Below are 20,792 nucleotides of genomic sequence, written 5' to 3' on the forward strand. Positions count from 1 at the left end.
CCCCCGACGGGTTACCTGCTTCAGACGCGATTGGTTGGGGTGTGGCGTCTCACGATGATGAACCCGGTGAGTGGCTTCGGAGTGATCACCCGCTTCCAGACGTGCTGGCTCCAAAGTTTGAAGATGAGTGTGCGCCCTAGACTTGGCCTTCTAAGATTTTCGCAACTTTCTGCCAAGGTAATTCTTTCCAACCCTCCCTCACTGTGACCGCCACCGAAACCCCCGCTAGATTCCTTGAAAACACAGGGATCGCGGGGGTTTCTGCACTGTCCCTCGCACGCCGCCCGGCGTAACCTGAGCGCATGTCTTCAGCACACGGGTTGGAAGTTGAGCGGAAGTACTCCGTCGGCGACAACGATGAACTTCCGGACTTCACGCTGATCAACGGGGTTCATCGTGTCGGTGCGGCGGTGGATCAGGAGCTCGAAGCCGTGTACTTCGACACCGCCACCTTGGCGCTCGCAGCCCGCGGCATCACCCTGCGCCGACGTGCCGGCGGCAGTGACCCCGGGTGGCACCTGAAGCTCCCCGTGGCCGCAGGCGAGCGTTGGGAAACCAGGGAGCCGTTGAACCGCGATCCAGAAGCGGACGCGGATCCTGTTCTGGAGACGGAGACGGAGACAGAGACAAAGACAGAGACAGAGACAGAGACGAAGAAGTATCCGTCAACGGATCCAGAGGTGGTGCCGGCGCGCCTCAAAGACCTTGTCTCGGTGCACACGCGGGGCCAGAATCTCGTGCCGATCGCTGAGCTGAAGACCCGCCGCACGGTGATCCACCTGATAGCAACCGACGGAACGATATTGGCCGAATTTAGTGATGATCGGGTGGCATCCCGAACGCTCTTCGAGCCGGTCGAACGCTCCGCCTGGCGCGAGTGGGAGATCGAACTCGTTGACGGGGGCAGGAAGCTGCTCAAATCGGCAGACGCGGTGGTCGCTTCGCACGGTCACCAGCAGGCGGATCTGCCCTCGAAGCTGGCACGCGCGCTGGGTGGCCGTTACCCAGCAGAGACGCCTCCGCCTCCGCCTCCCCGCCGCAACGGACCTGCCTCGGCGGTGCTCGTCGCCTACCTTTTCGAGCAGGTCGAGGCGTTGAAGGCGCAAGACCAGGCATTCCGGGAGGGCGCCCCCGACGCGGTGCATCAGCTCAGGGTGGCGGCGCGCCGGATGCGATCCGCCCTCGCAACCTTCGGTGAGTTGATCGAGAAGGGAGCGGCCAAGCCCCTGCGGGAAGAACTGCACTGGCTCGCCGCAACGGTGGGCACGGCCCGCGATCTTGAGGTCAGGAAGGAACAACTCGTCTCGTTGCTCGATGCTGAGGCGCCCGATCGGGAAGTTGCCTCAGCGCGAGACTGGCTTGAGGAGCAGCTCGATGCAGAGCATGCGACTGCCCTTGCTAGCGGCTTGTCCGCCCTGTCATCCGACCGATACTTCCGGCTGCTTGATGCCCTTGACGACTTCCTGGCCTCTCCACCGCTCACCAGCCAGGCACAGAAAGCGGCAGAGAGAACAGTGGGCCGGCTCGTCAATGCAGAACGAAAGCGACTGAAGGGTGCGGTGAAGAAATTCGCCGGCCTGACGACTGAACAGTCAGCGAACCGGGCGTTGCACTGGAAATAGGTCCCTGCAGACCCAGCGCTATCTCTCGGTGGCTCGGCGCAGCTGAGAACCCACGAGCAGGAAGAAGGCCCCGAGCCCGGCAACGAGGGTGCTCACGCCGTACGCGAGCACCGAGGTCATGAGGGCCGTGCGCAATGATGCCGCGGTCGAAAGCGACGCACTCTGCTTTCGTAGCTCGCCCGCCTCGTCGCTGCTCGCGTCGACACTGCGCAGAGCCTCGCTGATGTCTGCGAAGGTTCGGCCGTCTGCGCCGCGCTCAGCATTTCCCTTGATGACGAGCGCCTGAATATACGCGGTCGCCGGATCTTGCACGGGCTTGCCCGCGAACAGGGGTGCGTTTCCGGGCACCGTGATCTTTTCATCGCGCAACTGTTTCGTCACCGCGATCCACGCCCCGCCGCCGGCGACCACAAACAACGAACCCGCCGCGAGTGCGAGCCCCCCGACGCGATGGAGTGCAGTGACTGTGTGCAATTTGGTCATCGATGATCCTTTCGTGCGGGTGGCCGTGTGGATGAATTATCGCAGGCGATTGCACCGGCGTTCTGCGCGGCCGGGAGTTTCGCCCCGATAGGCTCGAGCACTATGGCAATTGGCGCAACGATCTACACCTTTGAAGTGCAGCTCGCTCACATCGATCGGGCGGTCTACGAAGAGCTCACCCTGCGAGTGGCCAGGCACCCTTCTGAGACCGATGCCTACATGATGACTCGGGTGCTCGCGTACTGCCTGGAGTACGAGGAGGGCATCATGTTCGCCGAGGGCGGGCTCTCGTCCACCGACGAACCGGCCGTGCTGGTGCGCGACATGACCGGCCACATCACCACGTGGATCGAGATCGGTGCCCCCGATGCGCCCCGACTGCATCACGGCAGCAAATTGGCGGATCGCGTGGCGATCTACACCCATCGTGATCCGGCAAAGCTTCTTACCTCGTGGGCGGGCAAGACGATCCACCGCGCGGCGGAGATCCCAGTGCGATCGTTCGACCGCGGTTTCATCGAGAGCGCGACCCATGCGATCACGCGACGCAACGCGATGTCAGTCTCTGTCACGGAGGACCAGCTGTATCTGACCCTCAACGACCGTAATTTCGAGACGCGGATTCACGAGCAAAACCTCGCCTAGCTGTCTCGCAAATGCTCACGTGGGTATCGCAGGGTCTGACGTGAGTACTTCCTTTGTCGCCAGCCACAACCAGATCGATGCTATTAATCGTGGACGCGGCGCACGGCAGAGCGGGCCGACCGAGAATGCGCCCGGTCGGCCCGCGCTGTCACCTCCGCAGGTGCGTTCGATTAGCTCGTGGGCAGCAGCACTGAATCGATGAGGTAGACGGTGGCGTTTTCGGTCTGCACTCCGCCGCAGATCACGTTCGCACCATTCACCATCAGCATGTCGCCGCTGCCGGTCACCTCGACGTCGGTGCCCTGCACGGTGGTGTGCATTCCGGGGAGGTCGTCGGGCAGAGCCTGACCGGAAACCACGTGGTAGGTGAGGATCGACGTGAGCAGGTCACTGTCGGTCTTCAGCGTCTCGATGGTTGCCGCGTCGATCTTCGCGAAGGCCTCGTCGACCGGGGCGAAGACCGTAAATTCGCCGCCGTTGAGCGTGTCAACCAGGTTCACGTTCGGGTTCAACCCGCCGCTGACGGCCGCGGCGAGCGTGGTGAGGAGCGGGTTGTTGGACGCGGCCTCGACGACGGTCGACTCGAACATTCCTGCGACCGAGCCCGGGCCGTCCGGCACCTGCTCGGCGTACGCGGCGCAGCCAGGGCCCACCAGGTAGGCTGCGGGGTCCATCTCCTCGACCTCCATCGTCTCCGATTCGGTGGGCTCCATTGCCGGCTCTTCGGTCTCGGTCGCTGCCGACGTGCAAGCGGTGAACGCGAGGCTCGCCGCTAGCGCGAGGGGGAGTGCGAGGAACAGCTTCTTGCGTGACATCGTTTTCTCCTTCGTCGAGCCCGTGTCGTGCCGGGCGGGATTCTCTGGTTCGGTGACGAGCTTTCCTCGCCCTCCACAGTGGTCTTCGGACCGACCAGGGAAACGGATTGGATTTGTGTGAATCTTTTTTCTCGGCGAATGGCTGGCATCAAAGGCGCACCAGAGACCGGGCGTGCGAGACCCTCACCCAATCCGTTCGCACGTCGGCTCCGAAGACTCAAATAAGAAGAAGAACGAGAGGAAGGAGATGGCGCTCAGTGGGATCCAGCAGCGCGTGCGGCATACTTGACCGCATGGTGATTGACGGCTTCGATGTTCCCGAAGGGGATGCCGAACCGATCGACCACATTGCAGGGCTGATCCGTCGCGTTGCCGTTGGTGATCGTGCCGCGTTCACCGAGCTCTATGACCTGATGTCGGCTCGCATGTTCGGCCTGATCCGCCGCGTATTGGTGGATCGCGACCAGAGCGAAGAAGTGTTGCAGGAAGTATTTCTCGAGGCGTGGCGCACCGCCGACGACTACGATCCGGCGCGCGGGCAGGGACGCTCGTGGCTCCTGACCATCGCGCACCGGCGCGCGGTTGACCGGGTGCGGGCTTCTCGCGCCAGTGTCGATCGCGACATTCGCGTTGGGATCCGCGACACAGAGGTGGCGTTCGACGGGGTGGCTGAGCGCGCTGAACTCACCATCGACGCGCAGCTCATGGCTCAGGCGCTGTCTCGGATTCCCGAGGCGCAGCGAGAGGCGCTGGTGATGGCCTACTTCGGCGGGTATCACCAGAGCGAGATCGCCGCGCTCACCGGCACGCCGCTCGGCACAATCAAAACGCGAATGCGCGACGGACTCACCAGGCTCCGCGCAGAAATGGGGGTGAACGCATGACCAAGGAAGAGTTCTCTGAGCTGGCCGCGGCCTTCGCCCTTGGCGCGCTCAGCGCCGAAGAGCGGGCGACATTCGAGCAGTCGCTGGCGGAGCGCCCCGAATGGGCCGAGCTGGTCGATCTGGATCGGCACACAGTGACCGCGCTCGCCGCCTCCGTGCCCGAGGAGGCACCGCGAGAGCAGGTCAAAGCGTCGCTGATGTCGCAGCTCGACGCACTCATCGAGGCGGGGGAGCGCCCGAGCGCGCTGCGCGATTCTCCGCCACTGGTGCAGGCAGTGGATCGCGCCAGCCTCCCCGCGGCTCAGACTGTGCCTGCAGACCCGGCACAGCCCGCCCATTCAGCGCCGCAAGTTCCGCCCGCTGCGCGGCCCGACCTCCCCGAGGACGGCGAAGACGGGCTTCCGCGCCGTCGCCGCTTCGGCACCCGAATTCTGGCCACGCTTGCGGTCGTCGCCCTCATCGTGGGCGTAGGGTCGGGTCTGTTTAGTGCACTCCAACCTCAGCGCCCCGCCGGGGTGGTGGCCCTCGAGCAGATCGCCGCGGCCTCCGATGCGCAGAGCGCGAGCACCCGGGTCACGGGTGGCGGGGAGGCCGCGTTGACCTGGTCGGCGAATCAGGGCAAGGCCGTGCTTGTCACCGCCGGCCTTAATCAGGCCCCCTCGGGGCATACCTACGAACTGTGGTTCGTGCGCGGCGAGGAGAAGATTCCTGCGGGCACCTTTGACCCCAATAGCCAGGGCGAAGCCGCGGTGCTCGTGTCCGGAGAGATGCACGAGGGCGACGTGATCGCGGTGACCGTCGAAGTGACGGGCGGGTCGCCGAACGGGCTGCCGAGCGACAAGCTCGTGTTTGCCATACCCACGAGCCCGGCGGGTCAGGCTACGTAGCCGTCCCGTTTCCCGCGGCACCCGTAACTCACGTCGGGTATCTCACTTTGGTTGGGTGGATCCACCCATTCGGATCCGACCAGAGTGAGATTTCCGACAGGACTGAGCGCCACCGGAGTGAGTTCCACTGGCGCGATCCACCAGGGTCATTGGCTGTTTCATAGGAAATTCGATAATACTGGGGGGAGTATCTAGAGATTCGAGGACAGAATGGCCGCACACTCACGCACACGTCGCTCACTTCGGCGCGGAGCCGCGCTCGCCCCGCTCATCGTCGGTGCCCTCGCGGTGCCGTTGTTGGTCAGCGGCTGCACGACACAACAGTCCGAGCCCAGTGCGAGCGAGCCGACAGTCTCAGCTCCCTCGGCCACCCAAACTCCGACGCCAGAGCCGGTGGAACCCGAAGTCGCACCGGTAGCCGAGCCGTACGGCGCGCAGGGCGCACTCGCCGCAACTGACCTCACACTTGAGCAGATGCTTGCGTTCGCTGTTCAAGACGAATACATCGCCCGGCTGGAATACCAGGAGATCATGGCCACGTTCGATGTCCAGGCACCGTACGCGAACATCATGCGTTCGGAGGAGTCTCACCTCGAACTCTTGCGCGGCATCTACGCCACACGCGGCGAGGAGTTCCCGGCCGACACCGCGGCCGAGCACTTGGTCGTCCCGGCCAGCCTCCTCGAGGCCGCGCAGAAGGGAGTGCAGGCTGAGATCGACAACATCGCCATGTACGACAGATTCCTCACCTACGACCTTCCTGCAGACGTCGTTGCAGTTTTCACCGAACTCAGAAATGGTTCAGTGAACCACCTCAATGCCTTTGAAGCACAGGTGAACCGCCTCAGCTGATCGCGTGGGCACCGCTGAGTGCAATTCGGATCTCGCTGGCAGAATCAGGCTCGGCAAGTCCCCCGAGCCTAGGCTTGAGGCATGATATCCAGACGCCCGTCGCCGCTTGGGGGTGCCAAACCCACCCGTGCCGACCTCACCCGCTTCGCGACCGATGCCCCGGACGCACTGGACGACGTGCTTCCCGCGTGCTCCGCTGCTCGGGGCGCGGATCCGCTTCGTTTGCTCATCGTCGGCATCAACCCGGGGCTCTGGACCGCCGCAGTCAACGCGCCGTTCGCGCGGCCGGGCAATCGGTTCTGGCCGGCGCTCTTCCGCGCGGGCCTGACCGACTACCCGATTGACGCGTCGCGCGGGCTGTCGCCCGAGGACGAAACGCACCTGCTGTCTCGCGGCATCGGGATCACGAACCTGGTCGGCCGAGCCACCGCACGCGCGGATGAACTCAGCTCCGAAGAACTTCGTCGCGGCGCAGCTGCGCTGGTTGAGCGAGTGCGCGAGCTGCAGCCCGCCACCGTCGCGATCGCCGGCATCACGGCCTTTCGTGCCGCCTTCAGGCAACCGAAGGCAGCACTCGGGCGGCAGAACGGCGCATCGCTCGACGGGTGGCCCGAGACGGTGGGGCTTTGGGTGGTGCCGCAACCCAGCGGCCTGAATGCCCACGAGACGGTCGACTCGCTGGCTGAGAAGTGGCGGGAAGTTAGTCGGCCAACAGCGGCCTCCCTCTGCCAGGTAGCCTGGGTAGCAGGAGGTACCGCGATGATGCATGCAGGGTCAGCCATCGAAACGCAGGGGTTACGCAAGAGCTACGGTTCGCACGAGGCTCTGCGTGGCATTGACCTTCGCATCGAGCGTGGCACCGTGTTCGGTCTCATCGGGCCCAATGGCTCGGGCAAGAGCACGACGCTGAAGATCCTGCTCGACATCTTGCGGCCGTCTGCGGGCACGGTGCGCGTGCTCGGGGAAGACCCGCGGCGCGCGGGTGCGCGGCTGCGCCGCAACCTCGGATACCTTCCCGGGGAGCTGCGACTCGACGGGCGAATCACCGGGAAACGCCTACTGCGGCACCTCGCGCGGCTCTCAGGACCGGTGGATCAGAGGTACATGCACGAGCTCGCCGAGCGCTTCGGGGTGGATCTCGGCAGGCCGATCCACTCGCTGTCGAAGGGCAACAAGCAGAAGGTGGGCCTGGTGCAAGCCTTCATGCATCAACCCGACCTGCTCATTCTCGACGAGCCAACGAGCGGCCTCGATCCACTCGTGCAACGCGAGTTTCACACCCTGTTGCACGAGGTGTGCGAGCGCGGTCAGACGGTGTTGCTCAGTTCCCATGTGCTCAGCGAGGTGCAGCAGGTCGCGCACCAGGTGGCGGTCCTCGGCGACGGGCAGATCGTGGGAAGCGGCGAGGTCGATGCGCTGCGCCTGCGCGCGATCCGCCGGGTGAACGCCGGCATCGAGACGCCCGAGCCTCTGCGCACGCGCGAACTCCTCCGCGAGATTCCGGAACTGGCGGGCCTTGACGTGAACGACGACCCGGTGGGGCTGCGGATCAGCGGCACGAGTCGGGGCGACATCCGTGCATTCGTGCGGGCGCTCTCCACCCTTCCGCTCGCCGATCTCTCGCTCGAAGAACCTGATCTCGAAGAATCCGTGCTGCATCTCTACCGAGAGCGTGGGCAGGGGCAGCTTCGAACGGCGGGCCAGGAGCAGGAGCCAAAGCCAGAGCCAGAGCAGCAGCATGGGCGGAATGGGGGAAACGATGCGTAACCCCCTGCCGCTCACGACTCACGCTGTGCGTAGCTCCGCACGCGGCCTCATCGTGTGGAGCGCGGGGATCGCTGGAACGCTCTTCCTCTATCTCCCACTGTTTCCCAGCCTCGGTGGGGCGAGCGAGCTGCAAGCGATCATCGACACCCTGCCTCCGGAGCTCATCGCCGCGCTCGGGTACGACCAAATCACAACGGGTGCTGGTTACACGCAAAGCACATTCTTCGGGCTTATCGGATTCGCCTTGATGGTGATTGCCGCGACCTCCTGGGGGTCTGCGCTGCTCGCTGGTGCCTGGGAAGGCGGCGATCTCGAACTCGAACTCGCGCACAGCGTGAGCCGCACCCGAGTGGTACTCGAGGGAGCGCTGACCCTGCTGATTCGAATCTCGGTGCTCCTCGCGGTGGCGGGCACGGTGATACTCGCGCTCAATGGCCCGGCTGAGCTTGATCTCGAACCACAGAATGTGGCCGCGGCTCTCGTGGCGCTCGGTGGGCTCGCCTTCCTGAGCGGTGCGGGTGCGCTTCTGGCCGGCGCGTTGAGCGGCCGCCGCTCAGTCGCCACCGGGGTGGGAGCGAGCCTCGCGGTCCTGGGGTTCGCGTTTCAGGCGGTGGCCAGGCAGTCCAACGACCTTGAGTGGCTCGGCAACCTCTCGCCCTTTCACTGGGCCTACGATCCGCTTCCGCTGCAGGAGGGCCTCGTGCAACCCGGGTTGCCGCTGCTCTGGGGTGTCGGAGCCGTGTGCGTTGCGCTCACGGTGCTCGTGCTGAATCGGCGGGATGTCACGTGATGCGTGGGTGACGCGTTTCGTCGGAGAGCGGCTGCGGGGTGAGTATTCCGCGGCGCTCGTCGGTGAAGATCCTCTCAATTTCTTGTGCCGATACTGGTCGGCTGAAGAGGTAGCCTTGGGCGCGAAGACACCCACTCGCACGCAGGAAGTTGAGCTGTTCGATGGTCTCGACGCCTTCCGCGACGGTGACAAGATCCAGCGAGCGCGCGATTGAAATCGCCGTTTGTACAATCGCGTCATCCTCGTCTGAATGATGGATGCGCTGGATAAAAGCCTGATCAATCTTCAGTTTGTCGACCTGAAAATCCTTCAGGTAGCTGAGGCTCGAGTACCCAGTTCCGAAGTCATCGATGGACACGGCAATGCCAAGGTCATGCAGCCGTCCCACAATGGAGCTAAGGAGCTGAGGATCCTGCGCAAGAATCGTCTCCGTGAGTTCAACCTCGAGAAATTTTCCGTCAAGGCCGGTGTCTTGGAGGATCCGCTCGACCGTGTCTAAGAAGTCGGTTTCGAAGAACTGAATCATCGAGACATTCACTGCAACTGGTACGCGGCAGATGCCCTGGTCCAGCCATTTTTTCGCCTGGCTGCAGACGGTCGCGAGCACCCAGGTACCGAGTGGAATGATCAGTCGGGTCTCTTCTGCAAGGGGAATGAAATCTTCCGGGCTGATCCACCCGAGGTCTGGATCATGCCAGCGAAGGAGCGCTTCGATGCCGGTGATCTCTCCGCTCACGATGTTGACTTTCGGCTGGTAGGCGAGGTGAAAGGCCGATGACGTGATCGCGTGTCGCATCTGCTGCTCCAGAGCGACGCGGTGGCTGAGTTCCGTTCCCATGGTCTCGGTGTAAAAAGTGTAGGTGTTGCGGCCGGGCGCCTTGTGCATGGTCATCGCATAGTCGCTATGCGTGATCAGTTCTGCTACGGATCTGCCATCCTGCGGGAAGATACAAATGCCCATGTGCAGGCGCAGGTCTAGCTCGCGTTCTCCCAGGGTCGTCACAGTGCTGAAACGGCGGATCACTCCTTCGGCGACCTCAGCGAGTTGCTCCTTCGTCGAGACTCCCTGAACGATCAGCAGGAATTCGTCACCACCGTGGCGCCCGACTATGTATTCGTGGCGGCTGCCCTGACTGAGGTGCTCGCCGATGAGCCGGAGTACGGAGTCTCCGAAGAGATGGCCGTAGGTGTGGTTAAAGCGCTGGAATCTGTCGACGTCAAGCGCGATCAGCCCGAAGGGCTCTCCGATGGTGATGAGATTCTCGAGAGAGGCAAAGAGCGCGGTGCGGTTCAGAATTCCCGTGACCTCGTCGTGGGTTGCCAGGTGCCGATAACGTTCTTCCGCCAACTGGATTTCAGTGATGTCCCGAAATGAATAGATCTGGCCGATTCGTTCGTCGGTTTCATCCAATACCGGTGCGACAGAGCATTCTAAGAATCTTCCTGTGGCAGTCCGGAACCGAAATCCATGGCGAAGATGCGGTTCATCGAGGGCCGTCTGGAGGTCAGTGTGAAGTGCCTGGGGGTCTTCGGCTATCTCCGAGAATTCCTGTAGGTTCTGCGGAGTGATGCGCATGCCGAGGGGACTTTCGACGAAAATCTCAGAAGCGAGAAGATGTCGGTTATGGGCGATGACCTTACCGTCGCGGTCGAGAACGACGTATCCATCAACCGAACTTTCCAGCAGCGTTTGGAAGAAGGCGCGCTCTTCCCGCAGTTCGTTCTCGACTGCCACAGTTTGGGTGATATCGACGCCCAGCCCAACGATGCGGAACCCGTCGCCTTCGGGAATCGTTCGGGAAGAGAAAAAGAAGGGGGTGCGCTTGCCTGTCTGGGAATGCACCATGTGAGCACGAACCATGGTGTGTCCGACGGTCGCCAACTCAAGATTGGCTGCGAGTGCGCGCTCGTGATCTTCGAGAGCGATATCGGTAACCACTCCGCGTCCGTAGCATTCGTCCTCCCGAATGCCGACCGCGTCGAGGTACCCCTGGTTCCACTCCACGAGCTTGGACTCGGAATTATAGACGAAGTACACTCCGGGGATACTGTCGATCAGGGCGCGTTGAGATTTGTGCGTCAGTGGTTTGCCAGCCACCCGGCTATTGTCATCAGTTTCACCCTGCATATTCATTCCCCAATTGTGAATACGCCGACCTTCTGGTCGATCGACGCACTCACGCGTGAAGCGGGCGAGCGAGCCTTCGCATTTATCCTAAGCGTTTGGAGCGCTTCGGTGTTGCCTGCAACTCCCGGTGTTGGTCAACCTAGACTGAAGTCGCGGGTCACCAATCGAGTTCGCTGGCCCGGGTTCGAGTATTGCGACGCAGAGCCATGCACAGAAATTTTAGGGAGTGTGCAATGACCACACTGGGCACAGAAGCGGCAGAACCAGACACCGGTCCGTTGACCGAGGAGCAGGTGGGCCAGGTGCGCGAGGGGTATTCGGCCGGTGAAACCGGCGGAGCCACCATGCTCACGCTGGGTGCCCTGGTAAACGGCGATCCGCGGCCCGACGTGCAGATCACGATCCCGCTCGGCATGCTCAATCGTCACGGGCTCATCGCCGGCGCGACCGGCACGGGCAAGACGAAGACGCTGCAGGTACTTGCCGAGCAGATCGCCGCGCTGGGTGTGCCGGTGTTCGCCGCCGACATCAAGGGCGACCTGTCTGGCATCGCCACCCCCGGCACCGAGAGCGAGAAACTCCTCGCCCGCACGCAGGGCATCGGCCAAGACTGGCGGCCGCGGGCGACGCAGACCGAGTTCTTCACCCTCGGCGGCATGGGGGTTGGTGTGCCGATCCGCACCACGATCGCCCGATTCGGTCCGGTCATGCTCGCGAAGGTGCTCGGTCTCAACGAGACGCAGGAGTCGAGCCTCGGCCTCATCTTCTACTATGCCGAGAGCAAGGGTCTCCCGCTCATCGACATCGCAGACTTGCAGTCGCTCCTCGGCTTTCTCACTAGCGAGGACGGAAGAACCGAGATTCAGCAGATCGGCGGGCTGTCGCGGCAGACCACCGGCGTGATTCAGCGCGCGGTGATTGGCTTCGCGCAGCAGGGCGCAGACGTGTTCTTCGGCGAGCCCGCGTTCGAACCCGCGGACGTGATCCGCTTCGCACCAGACGGCACCGGTATCGTGAGCCTGCTCGAGGTGCCTGGGGTGCAGGATCGGCCAGCGCTCTTTTCCACTTTTCTCATGTACTTGCTCTCCGAGTTATTCGAGGCGCTCCCCGAGGTCGGCGACCAAGACAAGCCGAAGCTCGTGTTCTTCTTTGACGAGGCACACCTGCTGTTTGCCGACGCATCGAAGGCCTTCCTGCAGAAGATCACCCAGACGGTCAGGCTGATCCGCTCGAAGGGAGTGGGGATTTTCTTCGTGACACAAACCCCGAAGGACGTGCCGGGCGACGTGCTGGCACAGCTCGGATCGCGCGTGCAGCACGCGCTGCGGGCCCACACCCCCGACGACGCGAAGGCGCTCAAGGCGACGGTCTCGACCTACCCAAAGTCGGGGTACGACCTGGGAGAGGTGTTGCAGAGCCTCGCGACCGGCGAAGCGATTGTCACGGTGATGAACGAGAAGGGCGCCCCGACTCCCGTGGCGTGGACGCGCATGCGCGCGCCGCAGGGGTCCATGGATCCGGTTGCTCCGGTGATGATGCAGGCGGCCGTATTGGTCTCGCCGCTGCAGGCGAAGTACGGCGCAGCGGTCGACGAGCACTCTGCCGCAGAAATGCTCGAGCAGCGGGCAGCCGAGACGGAGGCCGCCAAGATCGCTGAGGCGGAGGCCGTGGCGGCGGAAAAGGAGGCCGCCCGGGCTGCTGCGGAGGCAGAGAAGGCCGCCGCGGCGGAAGCGAAGCGGCTCGAACGTGAGGCGATCGCCGCGGAGAAGTTGGAGCAGCGAGAAGCGGAGCGAAAGGAGCGCGAGCGCGCTGCGGCCGCGAAGAAGGTGAGTGGGCAGATCGGTTCGGTCGTGACCTCCGGTGTGCGCACCGTGGTGAACCAGGTGCTGCGCAACCTCTTTCGCAAGTAGCGGCAGAGCGACGTAGCGCTATAGTGCCGTCATGCCGATCCCTGTGGATCGCGTCGCCTTCGGGCGGGCTGTCGGTGCCCCGCTGTAGGGTCGCAGCATGGCGAAAACGAGCAGCGCATATGCGTGCACCGAGTGTGGCTGGCAGGCACCGAAGTGGGTCGGCCGCTGCGGTGAGTGCCAGCAGTGGGGCACGGTCGCCGAGAGCGGCAGGCCCGGGGCCACCCTCGGGAAGACGGTGCGCGCGACCGCCCCCGGCACGGGCCGCGAGGCGCGACCCATCACCGAGCTGCGGGGTGACGCGGTGGCACACCGATCCACGGGCATCGGAGAGCTCGATCGGGTGCTCGGCGGCGGGATCGTGCCCGGTGCCGCGATCCTCTTCTCCGGTGAGCCGGGGGTAGGCAAATCGACGCTTCTCCTCGACGTCGCCGCGCGCATCGCGTCGCTCGGCGGGCGCGTGCTGTACGCGAGCGGTGAGGAATCGACGGGCCAGATTCGCATGCGCGCCGAGCGCACGGGCGCACTGCACGACACGCTCTACCTTGCGAGCGAGAACGACCTGGGCACCGTCCTCGGCCACATCGAGGCCGTGCGCCCGAGTCTCGTCATCGTCGACTCCGTGCAGACCCTCGCGAGCGATCTCATCGATGGCAGCGCGGGCGGGCCCTCCCAGGTGCGGGAGGTCGCGGCGGCGCTGATCCGTGTGGCAAAAGACCAGGGAATTCCGGTGATTCTTGTCGGCCACGTCACCAAAGACGGCTCAGTGGCCGGGCCGAGGCTGCTCGAACACCTGGTCGACGTGGTGTGCCACTTCGAGGGCGACCGCCGCACCGCGCTGCGCTTCCTGCGCACCCTCAAAAATCGGTATGGACCCACCGACGAGGTCGGATGCTTCGAGATGACAAGCGCGGGCATCTCCGAGGTGCCCGACCCCTCGGGCCTGTTCCTCAGCCACGGGTCTGAACCGGTGAGTGGCACGTGTGCGACGGTCGCGATGGAAGGGCGCCGCGCGCTGCCGGTCGAGGTGCAGGCCCTCGTCGTGCCGAGCCCCACCCCCAACCCGCGCCGGGTGACAAGCGGGGTCGACTCATCGCGTGTGGCGATGATCCTTGCGGTGCTGGAGCGACGAGTGGGCGTGAAGCTGCACGCCAAAGACGTCTACGTGTCGACCGTAGGCGGGGTGCGCCTGCACGAGCCGGCCGCCGATCTCGCGATCGCGCTCGCAGTGCTATCCGCAGATGCGGATCAGCCGCTCCCGCACGACCTGGCTGCCATCGGTGAGCTCAGTTTGGCAGGCGAGATCCGACCGGTCGTCGGCGGGCCCCAGCGAGCGAGCGAGGCACGGCGACTCGGGTATTCCCGGCTGATCGACGCGGAGGCATCGAGTCTGCGCCGGGCGCGTGAGCTTGCGCTCGGGAAGGCGGGGTAAACTCAGAGATTGTGAGCAAAAACACTGTAGACGTGGTCCTCATTGGCGGTGGCGTGATGAGCGCCACTCTCGGCACCCTGATCAAACAGGTCGAGCCTGACTGGTCGATCGAGATTGTCGAGTCCCGGCTCGAGGTCGCAACTGAGAGCAGCAACGCTTGGAATAACGCTGGCACCGGCCATGCGGCTCTGTGCGAGCTGAACTACATGCCGGAAGGCCCCGATGGCAGCCTCACCACAGGCAAGGCGATCGAGATCAACGAGCAATTCCAGCTCTCTCGCCAGTGGTGGTCATCGCTCGTGAAGCAGGGGATTCTCGGAGAGCCGTCCGGCTTCATTAACCCGACCCCGCACATGACGTTTGTGCACGGCGAAAAGAACGTTGACTACCTGCGTCGCCGTTACGAGCTCTTGAAGCCGGAGCCGCTGTTCTCCGACATGGAGTACAGCGAAGATGCGGCTCAGATTGCCGAGTGGACCCCGCTGCTCATCGAGCGGCGCTCGAAAGATCAGGTGTTCGCGGCGACGCGATCCACTAGCGGCACCGACGTCGACTTCGGCGAGGTGACCCGTCAGCTCTTCGACCACCTCACCGAGAACGGGGCGAAGCTGGGGCTCGGCCAGGAGGCGACCAAGTTGCGTCGCCTCGCCGACGGCACCTGGGATGTCGATATTCGCAACCGCGCCGGATACGGCAACTCGACGCTGAACGCACGCTTCGTGTTCGTCGGTGCCGGTGGCGGAGCGCTGTCGCTGCTGCAGTCGTCAGGCATTCCCGAGATTCGCGGCTTCGGCGGCTTCCCCATCAGCGGTAAGTTCTTGCGTTGCGACAACCCCGAGGTCGTGCGCGATCACCAGGCGAAGGTCTACGGCAAGGCCGCGGTGGGTGCGCCCCCCATGTCGGTGCCGCACCTCGATACCCGCGTGGTCGACGGGAAGACGAGCCTGTTGTTCGGGCCATACGCTGGGTTCAGCCCGAACTTCCTGAAGAAGGGTTCGTGGTGGGATCTGCCGGGCTCGATCCGCACCCACAACCTCGGCCCGATGCTCAAGGTTGGCCTCAGCGAGTTTGCGCTCGAGAAGTACCTCCTGGGCGAGGTGTTCGCGAGCCGTGAGAAGCAGATGGACGCGCTGCGCGAGTACATGCCGTCGGCGAAGAGCGAAGACTGGTACATGATCAGCGCTGGCCAGCGCGTGCAGGTGATGAAGAAGGATCCCAAGAAGGGCGGCGTGCTGCAGTTCGGCACCGAGGTCATCACCGGCGCAGAGGGCTCGATCGCTGGTCTGCTCGGGGCGTCGCCGGGCGCGTCGACCGCGGTGCACGCGATGCTCGGGGTGCTAGAGAAGTGCTTCCCTGAGCAGTTTGAGAGCCGCTGGAAGGCCGAGTTTACCGAGCTCGTACCCGCGTACGGTGTCGGCGTGAACCACGACCCTGCGGTCGCGGCTGCAACACTTGCCGAGACCGCCGAGGTGCTGGGCCTGACCGTGGGCGCGAACGCCTAGCTTTTGCCCGCACGGGGTGGATCGAGCCCTCGGGCTGGAACCACCCCGTCGGGGGTGCTGATCCACCTCTGACTCACGCATTCCTACTCTCCGAGCTATCTGGTGCCTCTGAGAAATGCGCAAGTTCGGAGGCGCAGCGCGGATTCCGTCAGCGTTTGTGCTTATCTCCGAGCTTCAGGGAGCGCTGGGTAATGCGCGGTGTGAGGGGTCAGTCAGCGAGGAGGCGCTCGAGGAAGTCGACGGTGTCTTCCCACCCGGTGACCGCGTGGCAGGCGACACCGAGCGCCTTCACCGGGTAGTCGTTGCCATCGGGGTCGAGCCGGTCGCCGACGAAGAGCATGTCGTCGAGCGAGATACCCGTGAGTTCGGCCAGCTTCTTCATGCCGTAGGCCTTATCGATACCCCGGCGAGTGATGTCGACCGAGGTGGATCCGCCGCTGCGCACCTCGAGCTCCGGCAGCCGGGCGGCGACCGCCGCGCGCAACGCGTTCTTCTTAGTGCCGTCGGGATCCCACGCCTGCTTCACGTCGACGGGCGCGCGCTGGCCAAGCGCGGAGAAGGTGACCTGGGAGCCGCGATCCTCGAGGATCTCGCCCCAGGTGTTCTCCTCCCAAACGCCCAGCCGCTCGGCCTCCTCGCGCAGCGCGGCAAGCGCGGAGGCACTCTCTGCGGCGCTGAGGTTCTCTTGATACATGGTGCGCCAAGATCCACCCTCGCGGCGTTCGTAGCGCGTGCCGCAGGTGGGCAGGAGGTGAAGCCTCTCGAGTGCCGTCTCATCGATGCCCTCGAGATCTTCGAGTCGCGAGACCAACTGCGCTTCGAACTGCTCGAAGTTGCCGCCCGAGATGACAGCGACGGTGGTGTGCTCAAGCAGGCGCGCAAACACGGCCAGCATACTCGGGTCGGCGGGCGATTTCGACGGGGCGAGGGTGTCGTCGAGATCGAAGGCAATGAGGCGGGGGAGTGAGGTCATGCTCGCGTTTCTCTCAGTGGATCGGGCCACCCTCAACCGTACAGAAAAGCTGTGGGCCGTGCTGGCCAGGATCCCTGGCTCAGAGCGGTCGAGAACTCTGCGTTCGCATGATTTCGAGCAGCGTCGGGTAATTCGCGCCGGGAACTGCTGCGTAATAGTGCGGCTGGAGGTGGTCGCCGCGAGACGGCTGAGCCGTGCCGTCGCGAAACCCGAGATACGTGCCACCGGCCTGGCGCACGATGAACCCGGCCGCGGCCACATCCCACGGGCTCGTCTCGAATGAGACGGTGGCATCGATCCACCCGGCGGCGATCCAGCACAGGGTGATGCACGTGCTGCCGAGCATGCGTACCTGGGCAAACTCGCGGGTCACTCGCGCGAACTGCTCAAGGGCGAGGTCGGGCAAGTGCGTCAGATCGCGGGGCAATGGGAAATTCATCGCGACGGTCGCCTGCGCGGGCTCGGACGCGCCACGGCTGTGGATGTGCCGGGAGTTGCCCCGCCCATCCGCCAGAAACGCCCCGCGATCATCAGCCCAGAACAGGTGGTCAGCGACGGGGTCGAATACCACCCCAGCGACGACCTCGCCGTCTCGTGCGATGCCGATGCTCACGGCCCACATGGCGACGCCGCGAGCGAAATTGGAGGTGCCATCGATCGGGTCGATAAACCAGGTCAGGCTGCCGGTGCCCTCGGTACTGCCGCCCTCCTCGCCGACGATGGAGGAATCGGGATACGCCGCGAGGATTTCGCCGCTGATGTGTTCCTCACAGGTGCGGTCAAGCTGCGTGACCACGTCGTGAATGCTCTGCTTTGCCGAAACGTCGAGGTCGGGGTCGCGAAACCCTGCCATCGCGATCTGCCCGGCCTCGCGAGCGATGCGGATCGCGAATTCGGTTATTTCATGCACCCTGTTCACCCCAGCAGCGTAGCTGAGCCCAGCGTCAAATTTTCGAACGGGGGTACCGGGTAGACTCGATCCTTGGTGCGTTGTGTGCCGAGTGCCCGGTTCGGGCTGTGAGGAGACTGGATTCGATGACTGTAAAGGTGGCTGTCGCGGGTGTCGGCAACTGTGTGAGTTCTCTCGTGCAGGGAGTTGAGTATTATCGGGGCGCAGCCGACGATGCACAGATTCCGGGTTTGATGCATGTGCGGCTCGGCGGGCATCACGTCTCCGACCTCGAGTTTGTCGCGGCTTTCGAGGTCGACGCGGCCAAGGTCGGCACCGATCTTAGCGAGGCGATCTGGACGGGCCACAACAACACCATTAAATTTTCCGATGTGCCGCACCTCGGGCTCGAGGTGCTCCGAGGCCCCACCCTTGACGGTCTTGGTGAGTACTACCGCGATGTCGTCGAGGAATCGCCCGCGCAGCCCGTCGACGTGGCACAGGTACTCCGTGACTCCGGGGCTGATGTGCTCGCCTGCTACCTGCCGGTCGGCAGCGAGGAAGCGGCGAAGTTCTACGCGCAGGCCGCGCTCGACGCGGGCGTGGCGTTCGTGAACGCGATCCCGGTATTCATCGCGAGCGACCCCGTGTGGGCAGAGAAGTTCGTGGCAGCCGGGGTGCCCATCATCGGCGACGACATCAAGAGTCAGGTCGGTGCGACCATCACGCACCGTGTGCTCGCGCACCTGATGGAGAGCCGCGGCATCGCGCTTGACCACACGTACCAGCTCAACGTGGGCGGCAACATGGACTTCAAGAACATGTTGGAGCGCAGTCGTCTCGCCTCGAAGAAGATCTCGAAGACGCAGGCCGTGACCTCGAACATCTCGGCCAATCTGGCACCCGAAGACGTGCACGTGGGTCCGAGCGACCACGTGCCGTGGCTGGAGGATCGCAAGTTCGCCTTCGTGCGTCTCGAGGGGCGCGGCTTCGGTGACGTGCCGATGAGCCTGGAATACAAGCTTGAGGTGTGGGATTCACCCAATTCGGCCGGCACGATGATCGACGCGATCCGCTGCGCGAAGGTCGCGAAGGATCGTGGCCACGCGGGCCCCGTTGAGGCGGCCTCGGCCTACTTCATGAAGTCGCCGCCCGTGCAGAAGCCCGACCACATCGCGCGCGAAGAGCTTGAGGCGTTTCTCGCGGGCGAGTAGCTTGAGGCGCTTCTCACGGGCGAGTGGCTCGGCAGGGTTCTGATTTGCAGCCGACACCGCACCGAGATGTCGCCGCCCATGTAGGTGGGCGCTAGTGGCCGCTTCCTCGCGCGCAAGCAGCCACTAACGCCCTACCTTGGAGGGGAGCGGTGCGAAGTGGGAGTGCGGAGAGGTAGCGCGAAGGGTTGTGCGGAGCGGAGGCCGCGGAGGGTGCTGCGGCTCGTGGAAGCGCTGGCCCTGAACGCGAAAAACTCCCGGAAACCGCAAGGCTTCCGGGAGTTTTTTGGTCGGGATGACAGGATTTGAACCTGCGACCCCGTCGTCCCGAACGACGTGCGCTACCAAGCTGCGCCACATCCCGATTGCGCCTGAGCGCATCGACCACTCTATCGCGACAGAGGGGGATGGCCAAAACCGACGCTGCGCAGCGCATTCGAATCCTCGGCACTGCGGGATCCGCTACCTCAGTGCGGGGTACGCGCCCGGGGCGAGGCGATCGCCCAGCACCGGGAACTCGGCCCGCACACGGTCCACGAGGCCGGGGTCGAGATCCACCATCAACACCTCTTCGTCGGTGGGCGAGCACTCGGCGACCACGGTTCCCCACGGGTCGACCACGCGGCTGCACCCGCCGAGCTCGACCTCACCCTGCGTGCCACAGGCATTCACGGCGATGATCCACACCTGATGCTCGATCGCGCGGGCCTGGGTGAGCAGCCGCCAGTGCTCGCGCCGGGCCGCAGGCCACGCCGCGGGCACCGCGACGGCCTCGGCGCCCCGAGCCCCGAGTTCGAGCCAGAGGCCAGGAAAGCGCAGGTCGTAGCAGGTGGTGCTCGCGAGCGGCCCGAGCGGGCTTGGCGAGACCGCGAGCGCGTCGCCGGGGGTCAGCAGCTCGGCCTCCAGCGACTGGTAGCCAAACACGTGAATCTTGCGGTATGCGTGCGCGATCTCTCCGCTCGAGTCGATGAGTACCGCGGTGTTGTGCAGAGCGCCGGTCTCGCCGCGCTCCACGAAGCTGCCCAGGTGGATCCAGGCCCCCAGGTCTTTGGCAACTCGCCGGATCATGGAGACGGTCGCCCCGTCAAGCTTTTCGGCCAGTTCGTCGTAGTGTGTGAAGGCGAAGTAGCCCGCACTCCAGAGCTCGGGCAAGACGAACAGCTCAACCCCAGAGTCGCCGTGCTCGCGCAGGAGCGCCTCGACTCGATCGACACGCGCTGCCTGCGACTCGCCGTCGGGGCTCGCGATCTGTACCAGGGCGACCCGTGTCATGCGCGTGCGCTGCTCGTCGGTGGATCTGCGGAATCGCCCTGGGCCTCGGCCGAGTCGGCCGCGCCGCGAAGGAGGTTCAGCGAATCGTGCGCGATGGTTCCCTCGCGGTGTGCGCGCATCAGCGACTCGACCTCTGTGGCCGACGCACCCGCTGAGATGCGGTCGAGCAGGTGCTCGTGTTCGTCGCTCAAACGCTGGGTCACCGTGCCGCGGTACCCCACCACGGAGGCGCGCACCGCAGCGACGCGCGAACGACCACGGTCAAGCTGATCGCGCAGATGGTGATTCGGGCAGGGCGCGCGTAGGATGCTGTGGAACTCGAGGCTGCCCTCGTTGTAGCCGTGGAAATCGCCAGCGCGATACGCGTCGTTCATGCGGGCGTTCACGGCGCGGGCCCGATCGAGATCTTCGGTGGTGAGCCTGCTCACCGACATTCCGACGGCGAGCCCCTCGAGTACGGCCTCCACCTGCATGATCTCGCGGTATTCGTCGATGCCGAGATCGCGCACACGCACGCCGCGGTGGAAGAGGAACTCGATGAGGCCCTCAGATTCCAGGCGTCTGAGCGCCTCGCGCGTGGGGATCAGGCTGACGCCGGTCTCCTCCGCCAGGATGCCAATGTTCAGCGATTCTCCGGCGGCAAAGGTGCCGTCGACGATCCGCTCCATCACGTAGTCATAGACGTGCTGGGTCTTGTTGCCCTTTTTTGGTTGGGTCTCTGCGGCCACAGTGC

Annotated in this window: 18 protein-coding genes and 1 tRNA gene; 11 read left to right on the forward strand and 8 right to left on the reverse strand. The window is 64.5% G+C overall.

From position 1 onward, the window contains the following. Positions 1-302 precede the first annotated feature (302 nt). Complete coding sequence (locus ACTNFK_RS02780; RefSeq protein ID WP_435936123.1) at positions 303-1,622, forward strand: CYTH and CHAD domain-containing protein; 1,320 nt, start codon at positions 303-305, stop codon at positions 1,620-1,622. An 18-nt stretch (positions 1,623-1,640) separates the two neighbouring features. On the opposite strand, the gene ACTNFK_RS02785 is transcribed toward ACTNFK_RS02780, so the two are convergent. Further along, positions 1,641-2,105 (reverse strand): aromatic ring-opening dioxygenase LigA, encoded by a 465-nt coding sequence (locus ACTNFK_RS02785; RefSeq protein ID WP_435936124.1) that lies wholly within the window; start codon positions 2,103-2,105, stop codon positions 1,641-1,643. A 102-nt stretch (positions 2,106-2,207) separates the two neighbouring features. Between ACTNFK_RS02785 and ACTNFK_RS02790 the strand changes: the two genes are divergently transcribed. Beyond that, positions 2,208-2,750 (forward strand): YaeQ family protein, encoded by a 543-nt coding sequence (locus tag ACTNFK_RS02790; protein ID WP_435936125.1) that lies wholly within the window; start codon positions 2,208-2,210, stop codon positions 2,748-2,750. 170 nt (positions 2,751-2,920) lie between these two features. Here ACTNFK_RS02790 and ACTNFK_RS02795 read toward each other — a convergent pair whose 3' ends face one another. Then, positions 2,921-3,565 carry a fasciclin domain-containing protein gene (locus ACTNFK_RS02795; RefSeq protein ID WP_435936126.1) on the reverse strand — a complete coding sequence of 215 codons (645 nt, stop codon included), beginning with the start codon at positions 3,563-3,565 and terminating at the stop codon, positions 2,921-2,923. Between the two features lie 293 nt (positions 3,566-3,858). On the opposite strand from ACTNFK_RS02795, the gene sigK reads away from it, so the two are divergent. The 5 genes from sigK to ACTNFK_RS02820 all read left to right on the forward strand — a co-directional run bounded on the left by sigK (position 3,859) and on the right by ACTNFK_RS02820 (position 8,745). Further along, positions 3,859-4,449, forward strand: coding sequence for an ECF RNA polymerase sigma factor SigK (gene sigK, locus ACTNFK_RS02800; protein ID WP_433646794.1), 591 nt, complete (start codon positions 3,859-3,861; stop codon positions 4,447-4,449). Beyond that, positions 4,446-5,336 carry an anti-sigma factor domain-containing protein gene (locus ACTNFK_RS02805; RefSeq protein WP_435936127.1) on the forward strand — a complete coding sequence of 297 codons (891 nt, stop codon included), beginning with the start codon at positions 4,446-4,448 and terminating at the stop codon, positions 5,334-5,336. Before sigK ends, ACTNFK_RS02805 begins: the two co-directional genes overlap by 4 nt. Before the next feature lie 210 nt (positions 5,337-5,546). Further along, on the forward strand, positions 5,547-6,188 hold the full coding sequence (locus tag ACTNFK_RS02810; protein ID WP_435936129.1) for a hypothetical protein: 642 nt from the start codon (positions 5,547-5,549) through the stop codon (positions 6,186-6,188). Positions 6,189-6,269: 81 nt separating this feature from the next. Continuing rightward, positions 6,270-7,955, forward strand: a complete 1,686-nt coding sequence (locus tag ACTNFK_RS02815) for an ATP-binding cassette domain-containing protein (protein ID WP_435936130.1) — start codon at positions 6,270-6,272, stop codon at positions 7,953-7,955. Positions 7,956-7,980: 25 nt separating this feature from the next. Next, positions 7,981-8,745 carry an ABC-2 transporter permease gene (locus ACTNFK_RS02820; RefSeq protein WP_435936131.1) on the forward strand — a complete coding sequence of 255 codons (765 nt, stop codon included), beginning with the start codon at positions 7,981-7,983 and terminating at the stop codon, positions 8,743-8,745. Here the strand turns inward: ACTNFK_RS02820 and ACTNFK_RS02825 are convergent. Beyond that, positions 8,738-10,879 (reverse strand): sensor domain-containing protein, encoded by a 2,142-nt coding sequence (locus ACTNFK_RS02825; RefSeq protein ID WP_435936132.1) that lies wholly within the window; start codon positions 10,877-10,879, stop codon positions 8,738-8,740. The genes ACTNFK_RS02820 and ACTNFK_RS02825 overlap by 8 nt on opposite strands. A 227-nt stretch (positions 10,880-11,106) precedes the next feature. On the opposite strand from ACTNFK_RS02825, the gene ACTNFK_RS02830 reads away from it, so the two are divergent. The 3 genes from ACTNFK_RS02830 to mqo all read left to right on the forward strand — a co-directional run bounded on the left by ACTNFK_RS02830 (position 11,107) and on the right by mqo (position 15,714). Further along, a complete protein-coding gene (locus tag ACTNFK_RS02830) occupies positions 11,107-12,783 on the forward strand; it encodes a helicase HerA-like domain-containing protein (RefSeq protein ID WP_435936133.1) in 1,677 nt (558 codons plus the stop codon). A 97-nt stretch (positions 12,784-12,880) separates the two neighbouring features. Next, positions 12,881-14,212, forward strand: coding sequence for a DNA repair protein RadA (radA, locus tag ACTNFK_RS02835; RefSeq protein ID WP_435936134.1), 1,332 nt, complete (start codon positions 12,881-12,883; stop codon positions 14,210-14,212). A 56-nt stretch (positions 14,213-14,268) separates the two neighbouring features. Next, complete coding sequence (mqo, locus tag ACTNFK_RS02840; RefSeq protein WP_445117224.1) at positions 14,269-15,714, forward strand: malate dehydrogenase (quinone); 1,446 nt, start codon at positions 14,269-14,271, stop codon at positions 15,712-15,714. Positions 15,715-15,922: 208 nt separating this feature from the next. On the opposite strand, the gene ACTNFK_RS02845 is transcribed toward mqo, so the two are convergent. Then, positions 15,923-16,687, reverse strand: a complete 765-nt coding sequence (locus ACTNFK_RS02845; protein ID WP_435936135.1) for an HAD-IIB family hydrolase — start codon at positions 16,685-16,687, stop codon at positions 15,923-15,925. 79 nt (positions 16,688-16,766) lie between these two features. After that, positions 16,767-17,597, reverse strand: coding sequence for an inositol monophosphatase family protein (locus ACTNFK_RS02850; RefSeq protein WP_435936136.1), 831 nt, complete (start codon positions 17,595-17,597; stop codon positions 16,767-16,769). A 125-nt stretch (positions 17,598-17,722) separates the two neighbouring features. Here ACTNFK_RS02850 and ACTNFK_RS02855 point away from each other — a divergent pair, with 125 nt between their 5' ends. After that, positions 17,723-18,790, forward strand: a complete 1,068-nt coding sequence (locus ACTNFK_RS02855; protein ID WP_435936137.1) for an inositol-3-phosphate synthase — start codon at positions 17,723-17,725, stop codon at positions 18,788-18,790. A 284-nt stretch (positions 18,791-19,074) separates the two neighbouring features. Here the strand turns inward: ACTNFK_RS02855 and ACTNFK_RS02860 are convergent. The 3 genes from ACTNFK_RS02860 to ACTNFK_RS02870 form a co-directional block, all read right to left on the reverse strand. After that, positions 19,075-19,151: transfer RNA gene (locus tag ACTNFK_RS02860), tRNA-Pro, on the reverse strand. Positions 19,152-19,249: 98 nt separating this feature from the next. Continuing rightward, on the reverse strand, positions 19,250-20,059 hold the full coding sequence (locus ACTNFK_RS02865) for a nitrilase-related carbon-nitrogen hydrolase (RefSeq protein WP_435936138.1): 810 nt from the start codon (positions 20,057-20,059) through the stop codon (positions 19,250-19,252). Then, entirely contained in the window at positions 20,056-20,787 is a 732-nt protein-coding gene (locus ACTNFK_RS02870) for a GntR family transcriptional regulator (protein ID WP_435936139.1), read from the reverse strand. Before ACTNFK_RS02870 ends, ACTNFK_RS02865 begins: the two co-directional genes overlap by 4 nt. Positions 20,788-20,792: the final 5 nt, after the last annotated feature.

This window comes from Leucobacter fengyongliangi, from assembly GCF_052386045.1.